The sequence below is a fragment of the Petrocella sp. FN5 genome (assembly GCF_029210395.1).
In the GTDB taxonomy this organism is placed as follows: Bacteria; Bacillota; Clostridia; order Lachnospirales; family Vallitaleaceae; genus Petrocella.
The window spans coordinates 13,408-34,554 of sequence record NZ_JARGDP010000031.1 but is presented as its reverse complement, the minus strand read 5'-3'; the positions used below and the strand labels follow the sequence as shown (position 1 = coordinate 34,554).

Genomic DNA, 21,147 nt, shown 5'->3' with positions numbered 1-21,147 from the left:
TAATTCAAGTATATAAAAATGATACTAAGGAGCGTTCAATGGAAAAATTATGGTACTTATCCCAAATAAAATTGTTTAATCACTTAACAAAAGATGATATGGGGCAAATCAACAACATGACCCACATGTCCACCATACCCAAAAATACAATTGTGCAAACACCTTTTAGTCAACCAAAAGGTTTGTATCTTGTTAAGGAAGGTAAATTGCGTTTATATAACTTAAATTCTGAAGGCAAGCAATATACCATAGGTATCATTGGTCATGGTAACACTTTCGGAAATACTTCATTATTCTCTCTCGGAACACAAAATATCTATATCGAAACACTTGAAGATACTTTGATTTGCTTGTTTGATCCTAAACAGCTAGAAGATTATTTACTGTCACGTCCACAGCTTTTAATGAACATACTTGGACACCTAAGTCAGAAGATTGAAGAACAAAATAAAATGCTTGAACAGCTCGCACTCTATGATATTAAGCAACGCACACTTTACTGGCTTAGGAAATTGGCCAATGATTTTGGTCTTGATACAGGTGAATATATAACCATTGATTTACCTTTAAGTCATCAAGAACTTGCGAACATGATTGGTTCTACAAGAGAATCCGTATCACTGATTTTATCCGAACTGTCGCAAGAGGGCATTATCCTATCCGGTCGATTGAAAATAAGCATTAGCAAATCAAAACTAGCAATGGAGGATGGCATATATGAAATATGATTATGATTTAGTCGTTATTGGGGCAGGGAGCGGGGGTTTAGTCGTAACTTCGGGTTCTGCTTCATTAGGCGCAAAAGTTATGCTTATAGAAAACAAAAAAATGGGCTCATCTAGCAAAAGATGTAAAAGGTGCTGGTCTTTCTGGACTTAATCTTCAGCTAGATAGTTTTGCTATCTTAACCAACTGTCTAATATTATACATTCCACTTGCAATATTATAGGAGGTAAACCACTTTTATTATCCCAATTGACTCTTAAGGGCAAATCGTTTAAACTGGTATCATATAATCGGAAACCCCATTAAATGATAGAGTAATACAATTTTTGTCACAATTTCTTGTTCGTTAGGAGTCGTTTAATCATGAGAAGTCTAGAAGAAGCACTTTTTTTAGAAAACCCAACTGCACTATGGATTTTTGACTTTAGTGAAAAATCTAAAAAAATATTAGACAGTCAAGCTATTAAGGATCAGTTGCCACAAATACATATAAAAACAGCTAACTTATTAGATGTCAACCCTGCCACTCTAAGATTATATGAAGCTGATACATTAGAAGAGATCAAGGAACATATGCATCAAATCATTCCATTTGAGGCTTATGATGACCTACTTAAAGCTGCTCAAGCTATTATGACCGTAGGCGAAAACAACGAAATTGAAACAGTGAATTATACAGTAAAAGGTAATCGATTAGATATCTTACTTAAGTTTATTGTCGTATCCGATGATTTATCCAAGGTTATATTATCTACAATTGATATCAGTCGTTATAAAAATCTACTTAGAGAAAATATGATTTTAGCGCGTTTACCAGAAGCTAATCCTAATATTGTGATAACTATGACATGTGAATCATCTGTTACATATATTAACGCGTCAGGACGTAAAGTTCTTGAAGCCTTAGGAGAAGACCGCAATGAAGGTGTTTTCAAGATTATGCCTCCTGAATTTAGACAGACAATCTGTAAAGATTGTTTAAGAAATAATAGTTTTGCACACAAATATAAAGCGAATAATCGAGATTACCTGATGAACGTCCAGCCTTTCGATAATGAGAACCAATGTATGATTACAATATCTGATGTTACTGAATTTGTTAGTTTAAAAGAAGAAAAAGAATTATTAGCGAACGTTTTTCAGATTAGTAATCAACCCATTATTATTACGGATTCATCCGGCATTATTTTGAAAACTAATCCTGCTCTTAATGCTATGTATAGTTGTAATCAAATGGATCTAATTGGTAAAAAGACTAACTTCTTAAATCCCGGTCGTCAAGCATATAATGATTTGGGCTATTCTGATGAAGATTACGATGCCCTCTTTAAAGGCTTATGGGATGCAATTACGAATCCTGATATCGGATTTTGGGATGGCGTTCTAATTAATAAGGATATCCGAAATAATTTAATTTGGGTAAGATTAATTATCTCTGGTGTTGATTATAAGGAAGGTAAGCCAAGTTATTATATTGCAATGCCTGTAGACATTTCAAAGACAATAGAGAAAACAACTCAAAGCAAAATAGAGCTGTATCGTACGATTGCCGCTTTAGCTGAAATGCGTGACAATGAAACAGGCAACCACATGAAACGTGTTGGACTTTTTTCTAAATGGTTAGCTTCTGAATATGGGATGAATCGTAAGTATTGCAACGATCTAGAAATATTTGCCCCTTTGCATGATATTGGTAAGGTTGGTATCACCGACTTGATTTTACTTGCAAAAAGGAAGTTAACGGCTGAGGAATTTGAAATCATAAAAAACCATACCACATTTGGAGGTCGCATTCTTAATAATAAAGAAGAATTATTAATGGCTGCAGAAATAGCCAACTATCATCATGAAAAATATAATGGTAGCGGCTATCCTGAAGGCAAAATAGGTGAAGATATCCCTCTGTCTGCCAGAATTACAGCTATTGCAGACGTGTATGATGCCTTAAGAAGTAAAAGACCTTATAAAGAACCTTGGTCTCACGAAGCAGCTGTTCATGAGATTTCATCTCACTCAGGTACGCATTTTGATCCGGAGCTAATAGTCGTATTTAACAAAATTGAAAACAAATTCAAAGACATATATAAAAGCTTAAATGATGACATCATTACCCTGTGAAATTTCACATTAGGACAATGTTTTTGAGTGTAAGATTATGGCAACAATAGAAAAAGTTTTCTTAATAGAAAAAATGTATAATCTTAAAGGCCAACCCAAATAAGTTGGCCTTTAATTGTTGGTTAAGGTGACAAAACTATATAGTTGACCCTTTAACCATTATTTTGTCTAATTTATTGATCAGCTACCAAAAAGCTTTCCAATGCCACCAAATATATTAGCAAAAAAATCACTAACGCCAGCAAAGAAATCTTCTAAGCCGTTTAAAAAGGATGTAATACCTTTTCCGGCTTCTTTGGCATTATCCATCGTCTCTGCTAATTGGGATAGTTTGTCGCCCCACTCAGAAATATCCAGCTTTTCAAGTGTTCTGCTAAGATTGATAATTTGTTGGATATTTTCTTCGGTCAACTCAATATTTTGAGCATCTGCCAAATTAATAATGACCACTCTCAGTTCTTCGTCTGTCATATCTTTTGTCTCATCGAGTATTTTTTTCAACTCATTCATCAGCATGGTTGCATCATCACTACCAATTGTTTCTGCAAGTTCGCTTGTGGTCACCAATTCTTCTGCGGCAACTTCTTTTGCCGTTTGATCTAGAGAAATACCTGTGATATCCTCATATGCTTTGTATATACCGGTGAGAGCCGCTGTACCGGAAACCGAAAACGGTGCGGATACCATGACACTCGCATTTTCCACACCTGCTGTCATAAGTGCGTTTCTATAAATGTCTTCTGTACACCAATTAATGTTATTTGTTGTAACATTAATCCCTGAATTTTCTTCAAGAGTTCTGATATAAATACTTGATATGGATGATGAACCAATTTTTTGATCCGGCACAAGTCCAGAAAGATATGCTCTTTCTTCATCAATGGTGACAATTATTTCTTTCACTTTCCCGCGCTCTAGATTAAAATCCGTATACATCTGCCTGATCTGTGCTTCTGTCAGATTCGCACCCAAGGTAACCCGTTCTTCCCCTGGCTCAACCGCTAATGCGGGTACTTCAAGCAATACCATAAATAATGCAACTAATACTATAATGCCATATATCTTTCTTAACATATTCTACCTATTTCCTTATCACTTTTTCATCCGTTTTATATCAGTCATTATTCTATGTATTTTGTCATTCTCATTCCATAATAAGAGCTACAAAGAATATCAACAGTAACAAGGGTATTCTACCACTTGGAACTCTGTCTTACAATCACTTATATCTTACATTTGTGTGACCGATCTGTTAACATTTAATAACAACCCAAAAATCGGGGGCCTAGTTTAACTTTGGGTAAATATTGTAAGGAGTAGGTTAACACTTCATCCCTTGCATTGACATGGAAAGATAGGGTTGTTATAGTGACTTTATAAGGCGAAAGTACTAGAAATTTATATGCGACTTTTGTTGTGAAGATGCATTTTTGACATAGGAAGATACTGCGATGCAGTGACTAGTGGAGGTAGAAATGGGTCAACAGAAAGTAAAAAAAGTTTTTCTGCAGGATGTAAAAGTAGGGAAAAAAATCGGTGTAGGTTATGCCATCTTGACAACGGTTATCTTGGTTGTAGCCCTTGGATCCATGATTAATATTAATAGAATCAGTCATCAGAGTCATTTATTAGAAACCGTTGCCTATGCACAGGAAAGTGTTCTTAGTGCGCAGATTGAACAAGCGAATTATGAAAATGACGGACTAGAGGAAACCGCTGACAAGGTCAGAAACTTCCTGGATTTATCTCTTGAGATCGCAAGAACGCCTGCTTTGGCATCAGAGTACGCAAATAGTATGGCTGCTTATGAGGACCAGATTGGTAACTTTAGAAGCGAATTTGAAGGGTATGTTGAACTAGAAAAAGCAAAGAACAATCAGGAAATGATACGGATTGCAATAGAAAACGAAGTTGTATCGGACATCAAGCGCGCCATGGATGTTGCCCAGGTGAACGTCCTATACGGCAATGATCAAAATGCTGTCGTTGAATCTTTCAAGAATTACAACAGGCTTCAAACTGCTTTAGACAGCTTCACGGAAGTTCAGCTGTCAGCAACCAAGTTTTCAAAAACGGAATCTGAAACTTATGCAGAAGTACTTAGAAATAATTTTGGTAAGACAAGGTATTTTCTAGAAGAATCATTAAAAGAATCCACATCAAAAGGTGTAACTGAGAGTCTTGAAGATGCAATGAAAAGTCTGGACAAATACGAGAAGGCTTTTGATAACTTCGACACGTTGTTACTTAAACAACGTCAGCAGTTCATGAATATGAGTACTGCATCAAAGGCTTCCATCGATCAAGTAAAAGTCATTGAAGAAACCGTTGAAAAAAGAATTATTCAAGTGGAACGTCACTCTGACATAATCGCTGTGATTTCATTGGTTCTTGGCGTATTGTTAAGTATCGGCATAGCACTTAAGCTAACTGTAGGCATTACAAGACCACTGAAAATTATTCTAGATCAAATGGAAGTTATTTCCGAATATGACCTATCTCAACCTATGGATGCCTCTATCTTATCTAGGCAAGATGAGATGGGCGCATTGGCAAGACGAAGTGAAGGTACCAGACTTGAACTCATGAAGATTATCAAAGAGATATCAAAAGCTTCTGTTGGTGTATCTTTAGCTTCAGATGAACTATCCCAGAGTGGTGAACATGCTGCAGCAACAGGCCAGGAGATTGCTGCGACCATTGAAGATATTGCAAATGGTGCTTCCGAACAAGCCAGCACCATTTCAGATGGTGTCCATGAAATCAACCGACTTGCTAAGCTCATTGAAGAGGATCAACGTCAAGTGGATTACCTCAATGAAGCAGCTGGTCATGTTGAACAGCTCAAAGAAGATGGTATGGATATCGTTCGAAGCCTTGTAACTGAAACCCAGATCAGCAACGATGCGACAGCCTCTGCACAAGACATTGTCAGGGCAACCAGTGACAGCGCCATGAAGATTCAAAAAGCCAGTTCCATGATTCGTGATATTGCCGATCAAACAAATCTCCTAGCCTTAAACGCTGCCATTGAAGCTGCCAGAGCAGGTGCTGCTGGTAAAGGATTTGCTGTTGTAGCCGATGAAATCAGAAAATTGGCTGAGCAATCAACAAGATTCACTAAGGAAATCGGTATGGATATCAAAGAACTTATAGATAAAGCTTCAAAAGCTGTAGAAACCATGGAGATGGCAAGAGAAGCTGTACGCAAACAAGAAGAAGATGTTAACCGAACCAATGCAAAATTCAATGGTATCGCAGAAGCTATTGGCATCATGAGGGACAATATTGGGCTCATCAATGACTCCGGTGTCGAGATGTCCGGTCAGATGGTAGCCATCAACAACCTTATACTGTCACTATCCGCTATCTCAGAACAAAATGCAGCCGGTGCCCAGCAGTCTTCCGCATCCATCGTGGAACAGACCAAGCTTCTTGACGCCATGTCAGCTTCGAGTTCGGATTTAGCAAAACTAGCGAACAAGATGGAGGCAAATGTCTCTGTCTTTAGGACCGAATCCGACGAAGCCATGCACCTTGAAGAAAGCCTTCTTGAAGATGCTGTGGTTGAAACCCATGACTCGGTCATGAACCATGTTCTTCATATCCAACAAGACATAGAAGCATCTAAGGAAGCAATCTATGAAGAAGTGTTGCGACCCATTGGGTAACCCACACAACCCTTTCGCTTTCTCCATTATTATTAAACTCCTTAAACATAATCTTCCAATAAATAATCAATAATATTAATCACATGTATGCCTTCAATGTCTTCAAAAGCAACTTTATCTTTTGTGATAATACATTTTGGATAGTTATCATTTATAGCTAGTAATGGTTTTAATTCTCTCTTTCTAGTTTTATCGTCACTTATTGTCAGTGAAACTTGAACATATATTTTTTCTGACGCCTTAGTAGCTATAAAATCTACTTCTAAATCTCCTATCTTACCTATTGAAACTTGATACTCACGTCTAATTAACTCTAGATAAACGATATTTTCAAGTACATAGCCTTCGTCTATAAACTTACTTCCCGCAAGCAAGTAACGTATACCCGTATCAACCAAATAATATTTCTCAAACGTTTTAAGATGCATTTTACCTTTCATATCATACCGATTAACTTTATATATAATAAAGCTACTTATAACCATGCTTATGTAATTATCTATTGTTTCGCTTGTTGTTTTACGACCAGCACTTGTTAGATAATCACTAATTTTTTTCGTTGAAACTATACTCCCAACATTAGCTGCAAGAAATCTTATTAAACTGTCTAATAATGCTGGATCTCTCACACTGTTTTTTTGAATGATATCCTTCATTACAACGGTATTATAAATACCGATTAGTAATTCATTCGTAAGGTTTTCATCATCATCAAACAAGGTTACTGATGGAAGTCCACCATATCTAAAAAAACTGTTAAATCGCTCATCAATTAAAGCTTGATTATTATAAGTTTTAATCTCTGAAAAATCTAAAAATTCTTTAAAAGACAATGGAAGCATTTTTATTTCAACATACCTACCCGATAATAAGGTTGCTAATTCTGAAGATAACATATACGAATTCGACCCTGTTAAATATATATCTACATTATAATCAACCAATAACCCATTAATACATCGTTCCCATCCGTCAACCAATTGAATTTCATCTAATAATATATAGGTTTTCATATCCTGCTTCTTGATTTCTTTTGTAATTGTTGTATATAAAGATTTATAATCCAATATATCTACATATTTCATAGATTCAAAATTCATAAAAATAATATGATCATCAGATACATTCGATTTTTCCAAATAGTCTTTATATAACATAAGTAAAGACGACTTTCCACACCTTCTTACACCTGTAATCACTTTTATTACTTGTCTATCTTTCCATCTCACTAATTTATTTAAATATTGGTTTCTACTTTTCATATAATACCTCCTTGTAACTATATTATACTTGAATAAAAAATAAAAACAAGAAGTTTTGCAGTTATAACCGTAAAATTTCTTGTTTTTATTTTTTATTCATCCATAGGCCACATAGACTTTTCCCTTAAGGTTCCTAACGACCACCTTTTGAGATTTCAAACAGTCCTTCAAGTGCTTTCTCTAGATTATTTTCTTCTAAAAGATTAGAATATCTAATTAAAAAGATGTCATAATATGAGTGGCGTGTTTTTTGAGACAAAAATTTATATCAATAAATTCTCTTATATGAGATTTCTATACTCCTGTCTACTATCTACAACAGCATATATTGTTACTACCTTGTTTGTATGATCAACTTTATAAAATGCCAAATGCTTTTCCACAATCAATACTTTATATCCTTGTTTACGCAATATCGCATATCTCGGAGTACTTCCGGATTCTGGGAATTCAGAAAGTCGCATCATTGCTTTCTCAAGTTTATCAAGATAATTTAGTGCTACGTCCACACTTACGGAATCATCTGCAATATAATAAATCAAATCTCTTAATTGGTTATCTGCTTTTTCAGTTCGGACTATTTGATACATATCAGTCCTCCCTATTTAGTAAGTTGCTTCGAATATCATCAAAGGTTTTTTGAAGTGATTCAACCTTTCCATACTTCACGTCTTCTTCTGCTTCTGCTAATGTACGCAGCAATTCCAATTCCGATGTCATTTGCTTGTATTCCTGCAAGCCTATTACTACTGTATCGCCTCTGCCGTTCTTCGTTATGATTACTGGCTTTCTTGTCTCATGACATTGCTTAGATATTTCATTGTAATGATTTCTAAGGTCAGCTGATGGACGAATATCTAGTTCCATATATTTCACCCTCTCTTATTAAGATAGTCATATTATATCATCTAACTACTATGCTAGCAATTACAAACTTTAGCCATTTCTCTTAACAACGTAATCCATAAGTTTTATATTATCCTATCATTCTCATACTGGCCTTGATTTGCTTCAAAATGCCAGATAAACTTAAATCAACCATACTGGTACTGCCCAAATCTCTTTAGATAAAATACCAGTATATAAAGAAACGGGTACAGCTAACTCATAAAGTTAACCGTACCCGTTTTTACTTTGTTATCATTGAAAGAACTTTTAAAGTAGCATCCCTTATTTTGCCAACAGATTGTATAATACCTGTGCCATTTCTGCTCGGTTTGTCGTATCTGTCGGAGAAAGCTTACCATTATTCCCACTGACGATTTCTGTTCCTACAAATAATGTCATGGCGTCTTCTGCCCAACTTGCTATCAGGTTTGCATCGATGTAATCCATCATTTGTTTTCCTTCCACTGCTGTGGGAAGTTCACCAACGACCCCCAAGGTATTGTAGAGCAGGGTGAACATTTCCTGTCTGGTGATTTCCTGATTAGGTACAAACAGATTATCACCGATGCCCTTTGTGATACCAAGGGCTTTGGCCTTAGACAGGTAACCAGTATAATAGGTATCTCCTGCATCCGCAAAGTTATCTGTCCCGCTTTCATCCGCTTCTATACCGTATGCCCGCATTAACATAGTAATGAATTGGCCTCTTGTTAATTTGGCATTAGGGCTATAGTGGGTTGCATCTGTGCCTGTTGTTATGTTTCTTGCTGCAATGAAAGTGACTGCTTGACAATACCACGATGATTCTACAACATCACTAAAGCTCACTTTATTATAGCCGATCATATACTCCGAAAAGTGATTGGTGGTAAAAACAACGGTACCGCTTACTGCATCATATTTACCCATAACAGGATTGAGCTTGCCTTCACTATCGATGTAATAAACAACGATAGCATCGTCATCTTCCCCAGCTTCCGGTGTATAAGGAATACTAATAGTAGCCTTACCGTTACCAAATTCGGATATATTAGAACTTCCGGCTGATACTGATAAATCATAAACCGGCCTATTGCCAACCGCTTGCTGCATTTCACCAGAAAGCGTGCTTGTCTCTACTTTTGCCATACTAATTGTGATGTTGCCTGTTCCGGCCGCACCGCTAATCGTATTAACCGCCTCTGCATCAAAAGTTATACTTCCAAGACCTGTAGTGACTTTTACATCAGCCTTTGTATCTTCCGCTACTTTGTCAAAGGCGGTTCTATCCATCACTACTTCAACTGTTTTTGCATTGACACTCGCTTCAACTTTGATTTCTATGACTGCCTTCTGTCCAGCAGTTTCACTTTCCTTCGCCTTGTCAGTTAGGGATGTCATTTCACTTGCCCCTACGTCTGCCGTAGCAGTTCCGGTAGCCGTATTGGTTTGAGCTGTAAATGATGTTGTGTTCACATCTTCTGATGGAACTGTCGGGCGCGTTGAACCTGAATTGTTGCCAGTGCTGATTAATGTCCATTGTGCATAAACTGTCATATCTTCCGTTACAGTAGTCGTCGGTGTAAATGTCGCACCGCTACCACCCGCTACAGTATTCCACCCGCTAAAAGTATAGCCTGTTCTCACTGGGGCTGTAGGTAAAGTGCTTACATTACCACCTAAGACCACTAACTTGGTAGTCGGACTTTCATCTGAAGTACCACCATTTTTATCAAAGGTAACCGTATTAGCAAGCACAGGATAGTCATTATTTACACTCGGTAAGATTGTCCATGTGCCCGTCGTTTGTCCACTCTTATTTGCATCTAGTAACATCGCAAAATCATTGTTCTTCATGGCATCTGATGTTTTAGATATCACTGAAGCTTCATTTGGCCCCATACCTATACCTACTTTAACATCCACTGAAGATCCAGCTATAATCTGACTTGCATCACCATTCCAATAGCCATAGGCTATACTATTGTTATCAAAATCCTCATCGTCATATCCTATAAAGCCACCCATGACTGTGTTAATTCCACCTGATAAATTCCCAGTAGCATAGTTATTTGTAAACATACTGCCATAAGCATATCCAGCCAAACCACCAACCACGGCATCATCACCACCTGTTACATCCACAGTGGCATAGGCATCCAAGATTGTACTTGCATATACATCTCCAATAAGACCTCCAATATAAACACTCTCACCACCGGATATCCTACCGGATGTATGGCTGTTTATTATACTAATATTATCGGCATATCCAACGAGTCCGCCTATTTCGGCATATACTGCAGATGAATATATCGAAACATCCTCTAACCAGACATTGCTTATGGTTGACTCCGAAATACCTCCAAATAAACCAGCATATATCAACTCTGTGTTCGGCATATCAACTGTTCCCATTGTAAGATTGGAGATTTTTTTATTATTACCATCAAAATCCCCTCTGAAAAATACATAATCACTTCCAATAGGAAACCAGTCATGCCCCGAAAGGTCTATATCCGTAACACTGTCTGCAATTTTGATGGTATAGCCTGAAAAATCATTACCATCATTAACCTGCTTAGCCACCCAGGCTAGTTCGGCAGCATTATCAATTATATATGTATCCGTATCTGCTTCTAAGTCCGGATCAATTGTGGCCACATTACCAAGGTCTGTCCAATAATTTGTCCACCTTGCATATAAGGTAACATTCGTATTGTCAAAATGGTAATAGTCGGCTTCAGCAAATTTATTTCCATCTTCATCCACCCAGCCTCCAAAATTGAGATTTCCATTTGTAAGACCACTACCGGATGCCAATAAACATGGTTCGCCTTGTGCATATGCGTTGCTATCTACTGGAGTTGTTCCTGTTCCTCCATTAACATCATAAGTGACCGTATAGGTTGGTGTCCACTTTGCATAGAAATTAATATTTGTGCTTCCAATATAATAAGTACCATCTGGTTGAAAAACCGTCCCGCTTCCGCCACTGTTAAGCGTCCAACCGGCAAATCTGAAACTCTCTTTCGTAAGCCCACTGCCCGATAATAATGTAACAAAACTACCCGGCGCATAAGCATTACTATCTATGGGTTCAGTCCCCACGCCTGAATTTGCATGGTACGTTACCGTGTAGCTAGGGTTCCACTTCGCATAAAGCTCAGTATCCCCACTGCCCATTGTATACGTTGCGCCAGCAGCATAAACCGTACCGCTTCCGTCACTCGAGAGCGTCCAGCCGCCAAATATATAGTTGGCTTTCGTCAGTCCACTACCAGATGGCAATGTGACCAAACCATCTTCTTCATAGGTGTTGATGTCAAAAGGTGCATCCCCTAATCCTCCATTAGCATTGTAGAGTACTGAATACGTTGGTTTTGGTGCCCACTGTGCATAGAGTGTCGTATCTTCTGTTATGCTCGTTGTAAAATCAAAGAATGAACCGCTTCCATCACTGGTGAGCGTCCAGCCCGTAAAATCAAAATGTGCCTGTGTTGGATCCGTCATCGCCGCCATCACAGAAATGCCTTCAGTGACATGCATGACTTTATAATCCGTTTCTAAACTTCTAAAAGTAACTGTATTGGTGGTAGAAGGCGTCGTAAAATATAGACCTTCAAGATAAGGATACCCATCATTGAGATCGTAAACAGACGTCCAATTCCTTAATGCTCCGTTATTGGCACTTAGTAGATCAGCAAAAGCCACATCTGTCATTTCATCCCATGACTTTGCCGTTGAATCGTCGGTTGCACGTCCTATTCCAAGCTTTGAATCCATATTACGTGCGACACCATCTACTATCTGTGTTGCATCCTTATTCCAATAAGCATTTGTAATTATGGTATCTACAGTGGTCCCCCTATAGCCGATCAGTCCACCTGCAGATTGGTTAATAACATTGGATTGTGATGTATTAATATCACCAGAGGCATAGCAGTTGGTAACGCTGCTTAAACCGCTATACAAACTCATCCCAATAAGTCCCCCAACAGTATTTGAGGATGTTACGTTTCCACTTGCAAAAGAGTTGGTGATATTGCCATCTCTACCGAAGCCTACCAAACCGCCTGCACAATCACCACCATATACTTCTCCTATGGCAAAGCAGCTTTCTATGTTGTAATAGCTGTGTCCGATTAGGCCACCTGCATCCGATGAACCGCCACCCGTCACATCACCTGTGGCATAGCTGTCACTAATCGTACCCCCTCCTTCAGCAAAGCCGACCAGACCGCCAACATATTTGGCACCGCTTCCTGATACATTACCAGTGGCATAACTCTCTGTAATGTTGCCCCCAGTCATCAATCCTACCAAACCACCAACAGGCAGCATACTGCCACCTGCTATGATGTTGATGGACGAAGAACAGCGATCAATATCTGAAGTGCTAAGACCCACTATACCGCCTATACCACGGCTTGAACTAACCGATAAAGTACCGCTACCACTTATGATACCCGCAACCGAGCAGTCCGATATTGTACTACTATATGCCATTCCCACGATGGCACCGGCTTTTATAAAAACGTTATCCGCAACAGAAGTATAAATAGATACATCTGTCATATTAATATCTTTTATAACGGCATCACTAGCATATCCAATGAGACCAGCCTCGGTAAGGGTCGATGGTTCTGACGCCGTTCCTATTGTCATATTGGATATGGTGTAGCCATTACCGTCAAAGATACCTGTTAAAGTGTGCTGTTGAAATTCACCAATAGGTACCCAAAAATGTCCCGCAAGATCAATATCGCTACTCAAAATAAAAGTAGCACCGCCAGTGTTATTATAAGCGACACTATTGACCTCGTTAGCCACCCATGCAAGCTCTGCTGCATTGTCAATTGTATACGTATTCGTAGCATAATCATAATCAGGATCTTCTGTTGCTACATTTTCGGCATCTGTCCAGTAACCGGTCGTTTCTGCCGCCACAGGTACCGTAAATGTTATACTCAGTGCCACTGTCACTACCAAAGCCATGAAAATACTACACATTCTTTTTAATCTCATAAAATTCTCCTCAATACTATTTTTTATAGAGCTATATAAACGCATCCTAGCAACAAATGCATTGAACTAGGCTATTACCACAAGCGTTGTTTTATATGGTATACTAAAAGAAATGATTTTCAATGACTGTAGTCATTGTAACATCTTCGACTTTTTGTGTCAATGAAGGAGATATAATATGGATAAAAAGAAGATCAATAGCAGACAAATTAACGCACTAGAAACAAAAAAAAGAATCTACGAGACTGCCAACCGTTTGTTTAGAGCAAAGGGTTTTCAGAAAGTAAGCGTAGATACCATAGTAGAAACAGCTAAAGTTTCAAAAGGAAGCTTCTATGTTCATTTTGAGTCAAAGGACGCTTTGCTTGTCTCTTTGATTGGTGATTATGTAAATGAGATTGATTTAGACTATAAAAATTATATTTTATCTTTAGATATGACATCAGCCTCGGATATTCTGATGTCACTGGTAGGAAAAATTGCTGATGTTCTTACCCATTCTATAGGTTATGACCATATGAATACTCTATACAGAGTACAGCTAGAAAGAACCATAAACATGGATGCTATATCCGGTTATAATAGAGAAATCTACAAAATGTTTAACGACATATTACAAAAGGGTGTCGAGCAAGGTGAATTTATAACAGAGATTCCTGTAGATACACTTTCGAGACACTTGATGATTGCCTTTAGAGGACTCACCTATGAGTGGTGCATTAGGCATCCTGATTTTGACTTAAAGGAACAAGCTCTGAAGCATTTTGAAATATTTTTGAAGGGCATAAAAAAGTAATGCTGGGTTATATTTAAATCTGGAAGGTTTAAGTAATACCTATAAATCTATCGCAACAACCGAATCAATTATTTGCCAAATCAATCATCTCTTGTTCTAACCTCATACCAACATCGAGTACAGCCTCCATGGTTGCCTTAAGAGGTGCCATTACAGGGTCGGATAACATGGACTTGATCTCCATGAGGTTAGCATCACTTAACGGATCATGCATGCTGTTTTTATACTGTCTATAGATTTTGGGATTCATCATCTTAGGTATAACTTGAACCTTTAATACATTACTTAAATACCTGAAAATACGAAATCCTCCAAGATCGATATCTGACCAATGATAAAATTCTTTGATCTGTGCTATTTCAAGTTTTCCAAGAAAAAGACGAGAGGTTTTACCAAAGAAACCGCCTAAATATATCACCAACTCATCTTCTCTCTTTATCTTGATATATTCATAATAAGTTGCTTTATTCTCTATCGTTAGTACCTTTTTAGAGCCTACTTCAAGAATTTCCATAGCTATAACGGTTTCTTTATTTACACTGGTGCCATATATATGTATACCGGCATCAATGACATGATTCTTCAGTCTATACTTCATATCACCACAAAAGAGTATCTCTGATGGGTTCATTTCAAGTCCAAGGTAATTAAGAATTTCATCATTTTCAAGTTCTAATGGCACGTACTTTCTAGCCACTGAAATTAATTTAGACCTATAATTTTTTTCAAGTCTTTTACTATCTCCGTATAATTTTGAGCTTAAATAACGAAGAGATACATCCGGTTCATCTTGAATAGAATGAAGCAACTTCATGAACTCTTGACGTTCATCTTCAGTTTTAGGCCATAATCTACTCCATTTCTTATAGTCAGAAATAAATTTATATTCATCATCAAGAAACTTCTTTACCCAAGAGTTACAAACCATCTTTTGATATCCATTTAATTCACTTAGATATATTTGCTCGCGCTGATTTTGTGTCATTTCACCTAGTAACTCATAGGCAAGTATAACTTGCTCTTCCTTGAGTATAACCCTTTTTACTAGGTTACCTTCTTCGAACTTTACCCATTCATAGACAATCAAATCCCGTCCCACTAGCAAGTCAAGGCCGGTAATAAATAGCTTTTTTTTCTCAAGCATATTCAAGTCATATTCAGGAAATTTTTCTGCAGCTAAAATAACGCGTCTATTACCGCTTTTTCTCTCAAACGATTCTAACAACGGCCTTAGTATGGCTTTTTCAATATTACTTAGCTTCTTCATAACACATTAAGCTCCTCTTTTGTAAACCCTTTAATAACGGTTGTCTCTGGCATCCGCATGACACATAGTGTCTTATCAACCAATGGTGTAATATTGGCTATTTTTTCACTTGGTGCGCTAATCAAAGCTTGAAAGCCTAATTCTTTAAGAAGGATAATACATTGTTCAATCCTCTCATGATCCATTTTAGAAAATGCTTCGTCAAATACAATGAGTCTTACTGTGTCTTTTGCCTTTGTATTCATACGATATACTCTAAAAAAAGAAGCCAATACAGAAATATAAAAAGGTGTTTGGGTTTCCCCACCGCTTTTTTTACTAATCATTTTTGACAGATGTGATTTGTTACCATTCTGGTCCGTTACCACCAAGTCAAAGTCAAGATAAGTCCTATAATCTGTATATTTCTCAATGTTTTTTTCGATTTCAACCCGCTCATCTGAACTTATTGCACCTTCACCAACATCTACTATTTTTTTAAACAATTCTTCTATGACATCACCATATTTTTCCTGAAAACCGAAACTGAAAATATTAAAGTCATCCAGAAGATTAGGATCCATAATCATGTCGTAGTAGCGCCTGTAATAACTATTAGGTGTCATCTTAAAGGCGTAAGTATCTTTACCAAAACTCATATTTTTTAGGGCATCATTAAGTTCATTAATCTGCTCTCTAACGACGTCAATATTGTATTTCAACTTACTTAAAAAATCATCTTTGAACTCCTGCTGAGCGATTTTAATGGCGTTTTCAATCTTTTCCTTGTAGATTGGCAAGTCTGTTCGTGCCAGTTTATCTAGAAGACTGTCATACTTGTCATTATTCTTTTCATAGATATCAAAAGTACCTTGGAAGCGTCTGACATACTCCGATCGTTTTTCAACGAGCTCCTTCCACTTTTTCTCTTTTTTATTGCCGGTAGCTTTTGCTGCTGATTCATAATTATTAACCACGCTAATGCGTTGGCCTAATCTTATAAGTGCTTCTTCGAATTTCTGTTGGCCCACTTCAATCAGTATTTTATCATACTTCTCATTAAGCTTCGTCAAAAGTAGCTCATGATTTTTAAGAGCGTGAGGAATCTTGCTTAACTTATTATCCTTAATACTCTCTTCCAAAGCAATAAGCTTAGCTCTATTGTTAACAAGATGATCATCTAATGCCTTTTCTTTCCTCTCTAGATCTTCAAGCTTGAACATAAGGTCCATGACGGATGACCTATCAAGGGAAGCCAGTTGTTCTTTCAACTCATGTATGTGCTTTTGATGTTCTGGTAAAAGTCTAAACGCTTCAATTTTATCTGAAAACTGGTCTAACATATCTTTACCAAATCCCGTTAATTCGGATTTTGTTTTTATTGCATCCAAGCCTTTTAAAAGATTTGACAAATGATCACTCAGCGCCTTTAATTCCATCTCTTTCATCGTAAGTTGCTTAATTGCTGCATTTTTTCCGATAAAAGGGACACGGTAACGCTCTGGATTCAAGTTCCTCGCAACATAGTTCTTATAGAGCATACAGGTTGGCGTCATACTTGTCCGGTGCTTTCTAAGTTCTTCAACACGATCAACTTTCATCACGGATCCTAGAAGATAGTTTACATAAGATTTGACTAAAACATCCTCTACTTCTATCTCCTCGGCAAGACTTCCCTGTCTCATTTGAGCACCATGTTCCAAGACTTTCTGAAGATCAACCAGACCTACATCATATATATTTTCTTTCTCTTTTAGTTGCTCATAGATCTCTAAGGCTTTAACATAGTCTTTTGGTGCAACAATGAGGTGGAATTTTTGAAGGTGAAGATAAGCCTCAATGGCGTTTTGCCATTTCTCATCTTTTATTTCCACGACATCACAAAGCATAGGTACAGGTCCAAGTGTTTCTTCAAGGACTTGTTGCAATCTTGTGACAGGTATTGGTATCATCTTCTGTCCCTTTTTCAGGCCTTCAATATCTTTTTTGAGTTCGCCCATCTGTTCCTTAAGGTCTTTTATCCACTTGTGGCTTTCATAATAAGCTTCTTTCCACAGGCCGATTTGTTCTTCCATAATGGTATTCATCTTATAGAGCTCCTGAAGATCAATACCTTCCACATCTTCCGTTTTAAACATGGATTCTAAGACTACCAGCCTATCCAGGCCTGTAGGCCTATCTTTACAATTATAAAGCCATTTTTCACTTCTTAATCGAAGTTTAAGAAATAGAGCCTCGCGATCTTTGGTCACTTGATGAATCTGCTCACTCAGACGGTTGATTTTCTCTTTATATTTCTTTTCCAGTTCAGCAACATCTGACTTGGCCAGTTGTCTGTTGAGAACCCCAATTTCATCTTTTGTAGCCTTCATCTGCAATTGAAGACCTTTTACCAAAAGGTCTCGTTCATCTAATTCCTTCTCTTCTTTAATAAGTCGCTGTCTTTCCTTCTCTACATATTCAGCAGCCATTTGTTCACGGCCTTTATCTGTTATGAACCATTGTTGCTTTTCCAATTGTTCTAACTGACTTGTCTCTTTATAAACGTCGCTAATGGCAGTTAAGTCCTTAACGCGTTGATCAACGTCTTCTGCCTCCAACTTCATTTTTTCATAATATCGAATATTATCTTGCATGTTCTTAATATCCACTTTTTTATCTGTATCACAAATAAACTCAGTAATAAAACCCTTGATATCCACAATTGGAGAAAATGGCACCGCCTTCTTAAATAAGCTAAAAAACTTCTGATTGATATGACCAAGTTTTGCCATCAAAGCTTCACGGTATCCTTTATTGGTAGCAAATTGTTCCAAGCGAATACTTTCTGATTTGCACCAACTTCTAAGTTCACCGATTTCCATAACCATCTCATCCCGGATAAAATGGTCTTTTGGTATAAGACCCTCCATGATGAAATATTTGTGGTTTAGACTGCCGTCACTATGGACATCCATATGGATACCTATGACGAAACTTTTTCTTTTCATGGTATCTTTCACTTCTAGGGCAATGATACTGCTAAAATCATCATTTCGTAAATAATTAAAGCCAGTATCCTCATTGTCTGTCAGTTCGCCTCTTACATAACTGTTCAAGGTTCTTTGAGATTTTTCATTGGCCGCTTTATTGAAAAAATTGCCATTGGTTTCACCAAGAAGAACCAGCTGCAAGGCATCGATTAAGGTTGATTTACCAGAACCGTTTTTACCTGTGAGAAAGTTGATATCACCAAATTCAATACACTCATGTTCAATATAGTGCCATTTCAATATGAGCATTTTTCTAAAGATCTTCATCTGCTTCATCCTCCCAGGCCATCTCTTCTTGATCACCGTCTTCACTCTGGTCCACTTCGCCTTCTTCAATAAGCTCTGCCAACTCATTCAATCTGGCGTTTGAAAGTATAAACAGAATCGTTGGGTAGATAAGAAATCGGGTGTCAGCCTCTTTCCACGTGCCATCCATACGGTCAACAATATGATATGCTGCCATTTCACTAAGGGCACTATGTAGGTCATTGTAGGCAGGTTTTTTATTAATAATACCGAGTGCTAACATTTTTTGGACCAGCTCATGAACCGTTAAAGATACTTCTCTTTTCAGAGTCAGTTTTTCACGTTCTTCATCGTAAATAAGCCTTAAAGTAAGGAGTATTAAGGTTGAGAACTTATTCATTCTTTTTTTATTGTACTCATATTGACTCTGAATATAAATAACGCCAAAACGGTCATCTTTATTAAGAGACCACCCTCCAAGTAAAAGATAATCTTCGTATAAAAGAAATTGACGATCGATAAAACGATAATCATAATTACTGCGCATTTCATTGTCTTTTGCAGAATAAACCTCCCGGTTAATATAATTTACCCGCAAAAGACGGTTTAAAATTCGCGTAAACTCTTCTTTATCTTTAGTGTTTAACCGATCATATCGATCATCTATCATGATTACCTCTTTTCTTGTTCATATCAAAATCAGGTATGCGGTAATGTTTACACGCAAGCTCACCTTCTTTAAAGCGAACATCGTATTTCGATTCCTTGTCATCACTTTCTAAAACGCTAAGTAGAGACATAACATAATCTTTATCTTCATTAAGAGGAAAATCCTTGGCTGAAATCGAAGGCTTGTCTGCCATCAATTCAAAAACATATTGCTGAATCTTTCTTTTACTGAAAGCTTCCTGGACACTTGAACGAAAATCATCCGCCTCTTGTTTTACTGACTTTTTGTCCATGATCTGACGTATCTTCTCTTTCTTGATGTTATCTCTTTTTTTAACTTTTCGACTCACATATAGACTATTGTCGTCAACAATTGTTTGACTTGATATTGCTACGGCTGATTGAACACGGTGCACCCACTTATTTGTCTCATCTTTTGTTATAACTTTTATAATCTCTCTGATTTTACCTTTGACTGATCGGTCTGTGTTTAATAGAAAATCCATCCGGTCTAAGGTTGCTTTGGTATAATCACTGTTTTTCTTATCAATATCTTTTAATAAAACATCCATGTTCTCATAAGTGTCTATGACCCCAACCAGTTTTCGTTTGGCTTCTTCTTTGGCTTCATCTTTCACTATGGTCTCACTGCCTGAACGACGTTGTCTTTCCCTTACCCAAGCTTCCTGGGCAACGAGATCAAGAATATCATCATCATGTAGCCACTCTTTTAGAATAGCCAATATGGGCGTCTTGAACCGATGGACAGAATCAAATGTTTTAATGGGATAATAGATCTTATCTGCAAGATTAGCCTTGAAATCATCAAAATGCTCTATAAGAATCTGGTTAAGTTCATGATGGTCCGCAAGTTGTTTATGATACCTCCTGATATTGACGTGAAGCATCTTAAGCTTATTAAACAATTCCATCGTTTGTTCAAAGGCACTATCAATAGCCGTCTTATAATCTTCGCCAGATTCATTGGATGTTTTCAAGACTGAATACGTGGAATATACATAGCGATTGTATTCCGAGTCCCTACTCTCACAAAGAATATCATGAAGCACCTTAATAATCTTAAAAGCATAGTCTGGAACACTGATATACTCCATAAAATCATCACTACCCATTTCAATTTCAAGCCAGCCTGCATCTCTTAACTTACGTATTATCAGATTTCCATAAGCCGATGATGTTTTCTCAATTAGGTCATTGGCATCTTCCTCTTCAATACGATAGCCCTCAAAAAGATCATCCAATTGATCCAACATAAGAATAACTAAGTCGCTACGACGTATGCTCCAATCTGTTTGAAAGGCTTCATGAATGCTCATTAAGGCTTGCATATATATTTCTTTATTCGGCGATGCCAATATACCAAAAAAATTAGATGGCACCTGTTTCAACAATTCCATTGCAATCTCCATATCCTTTCATGATAGCACCACATGCCTTGAGTAGACAACAATGATGTCGTAAAGAC

Annotated in this window: 13 protein-coding genes; 4 read left to right on the top strand and 9 right to left on the bottom strand. The window is 37.3% G+C overall.

All coding sequences use genetic code 11. The annotated features are described in order from the left end of the window. Positions 1-728, top strand: a 728-nt coding sequence (locus P0N36_RS09140; protein WP_275842537.1) for a Crp/Fnr family transcriptional regulator, incomplete at its 5' end; no start/stop codon positions are given. A gap of 361 nt (positions 729-1,089) precedes the next feature. Beyond that, positions 1,090-2,844: an HD domain-containing phosphohydrolase gene (locus P0N36_RS09135; protein WP_275842536.1), complete on the top strand. Its 1,755-nt coding sequence runs from the start codon at positions 1,090-1,092 to the stop codon at positions 2,842-2,844. Between the two features lie 180 nt (positions 2,845-3,024). Here the strand turns inward: P0N36_RS09135 and P0N36_RS09130 are convergent, their stop codons facing one another. After that, entirely contained in the window at positions 3,025-3,918 is an 894-nt protein-coding gene (locus P0N36_RS09130; protein ID WP_275842535.1) for a DUF1002 domain-containing protein, read from the bottom strand. 401 nt (positions 3,919-4,319) lie between these two features. Between P0N36_RS09130 and P0N36_RS09125 the strand changes: the two genes are divergently transcribed. Further along, on the top strand, positions 4,320-6,515 hold the full coding sequence (locus P0N36_RS09125; protein WP_275842534.1) for a methyl-accepting chemotaxis protein: 2,196 nt from the start codon (positions 4,320-4,322) through the stop codon (positions 6,513-6,515). Positions 6,516-6,556: 41 nt separating this feature from the next. On the opposite strand, the gene P0N36_RS09120 is transcribed toward P0N36_RS09125, so the two are convergent. The 4 genes from P0N36_RS09120 to P0N36_RS09105 all read right to left on the bottom strand — a co-directional run bounded on the left by P0N36_RS09120 (position 6,557) and on the right by P0N36_RS09105 (position 13,672). After that, entirely contained in the window at positions 6,557-7,777 is a 1,221-nt protein-coding gene (locus P0N36_RS09120) for an ATP-binding protein (RefSeq protein ID WP_275842533.1), read from the bottom strand. A 281-nt stretch (positions 7,778-8,058) separates the two neighbouring features. After that, entirely contained in the window at positions 8,059-8,367 is a 309-nt protein-coding gene (locus P0N36_RS09115; RefSeq protein WP_275842532.1) for a type II toxin-antitoxin system RelE/ParE family toxin, read from the bottom strand. Position 8,368: 1 nt separating this feature from the next. Then, positions 8,369-8,644: a type II toxin-antitoxin system Phd/YefM family antitoxin gene (locus tag P0N36_RS09110; protein ID WP_275842531.1), complete on the bottom strand. Its 276-nt coding sequence runs from the start codon at positions 8,642-8,644 to the stop codon at positions 8,369-8,371. 303 nt (positions 8,645-8,947) lie between these two features. Next, on the bottom strand, positions 8,948-13,672 hold the full coding sequence (locus tag P0N36_RS09105; RefSeq protein ID WP_275842530.1) for an InlB B-repeat-containing protein: 4,725 nt from the start codon (positions 13,670-13,672) through the stop codon (positions 8,948-8,950). A 178-nt stretch (positions 13,673-13,850) separates the two neighbouring features. Between P0N36_RS09105 and P0N36_RS09100 the strand changes: the two genes are divergently transcribed. Then, a complete protein-coding gene (locus P0N36_RS09100) occupies positions 13,851-14,468 on the top strand; it encodes a TetR/AcrR family transcriptional regulator (RefSeq protein ID WP_275842529.1) in 618 nt (205 codons plus the stop codon). A 64-nt stretch (positions 14,469-14,532) separates the two neighbouring features. On the opposite strand, the gene P0N36_RS09095 is transcribed toward P0N36_RS09100, so the two are convergent. Genes P0N36_RS09095 through P0N36_RS09080 form a run of 4 tightly spaced genes read right to left on the bottom strand, consistent with a single transcriptional unit; the run spans position 14,533 to position 21,079 of the window. Then, entirely contained in the window at positions 14,533-15,735 is a 1,203-nt protein-coding gene (locus tag P0N36_RS09095; RefSeq protein WP_275842528.1) for a Wadjet anti-phage system protein JetD domain-containing protein, read from the bottom strand. Continuing rightward, a complete protein-coding gene (locus tag P0N36_RS09090) occupies positions 15,732-19,013 on the bottom strand; it encodes an ATP-binding protein (protein ID WP_275842527.1) in 3,282 nt (1,093 codons plus the stop codon). The genes P0N36_RS09095 and P0N36_RS09090 overlap by 4 nt, the downstream gene beginning before the upstream one ends. Further along, positions 19,000-19,662 carry a DUF4194 domain-containing protein gene (locus P0N36_RS09085; protein ID WP_275842526.1) on the bottom strand — a complete coding sequence of 221 codons (663 nt, stop codon included), beginning with the start codon at positions 19,660-19,662 and terminating at the stop codon, positions 19,000-19,002. Before P0N36_RS09085 ends, P0N36_RS09090 begins: the two co-directional genes overlap by 14 nt. Next, positions 19,652-21,079, bottom strand: coding sequence for a Wadjet anti-phage system protein JetA family protein (locus P0N36_RS09080; RefSeq protein ID WP_275842525.1), 1,428 nt, complete (start codon positions 21,077-21,079; stop codon positions 19,652-19,654). Before P0N36_RS09080 ends, P0N36_RS09085 begins: the two co-directional genes overlap by 11 nt. Positions 21,080-21,147: the final 68 nt, after the last annotated feature.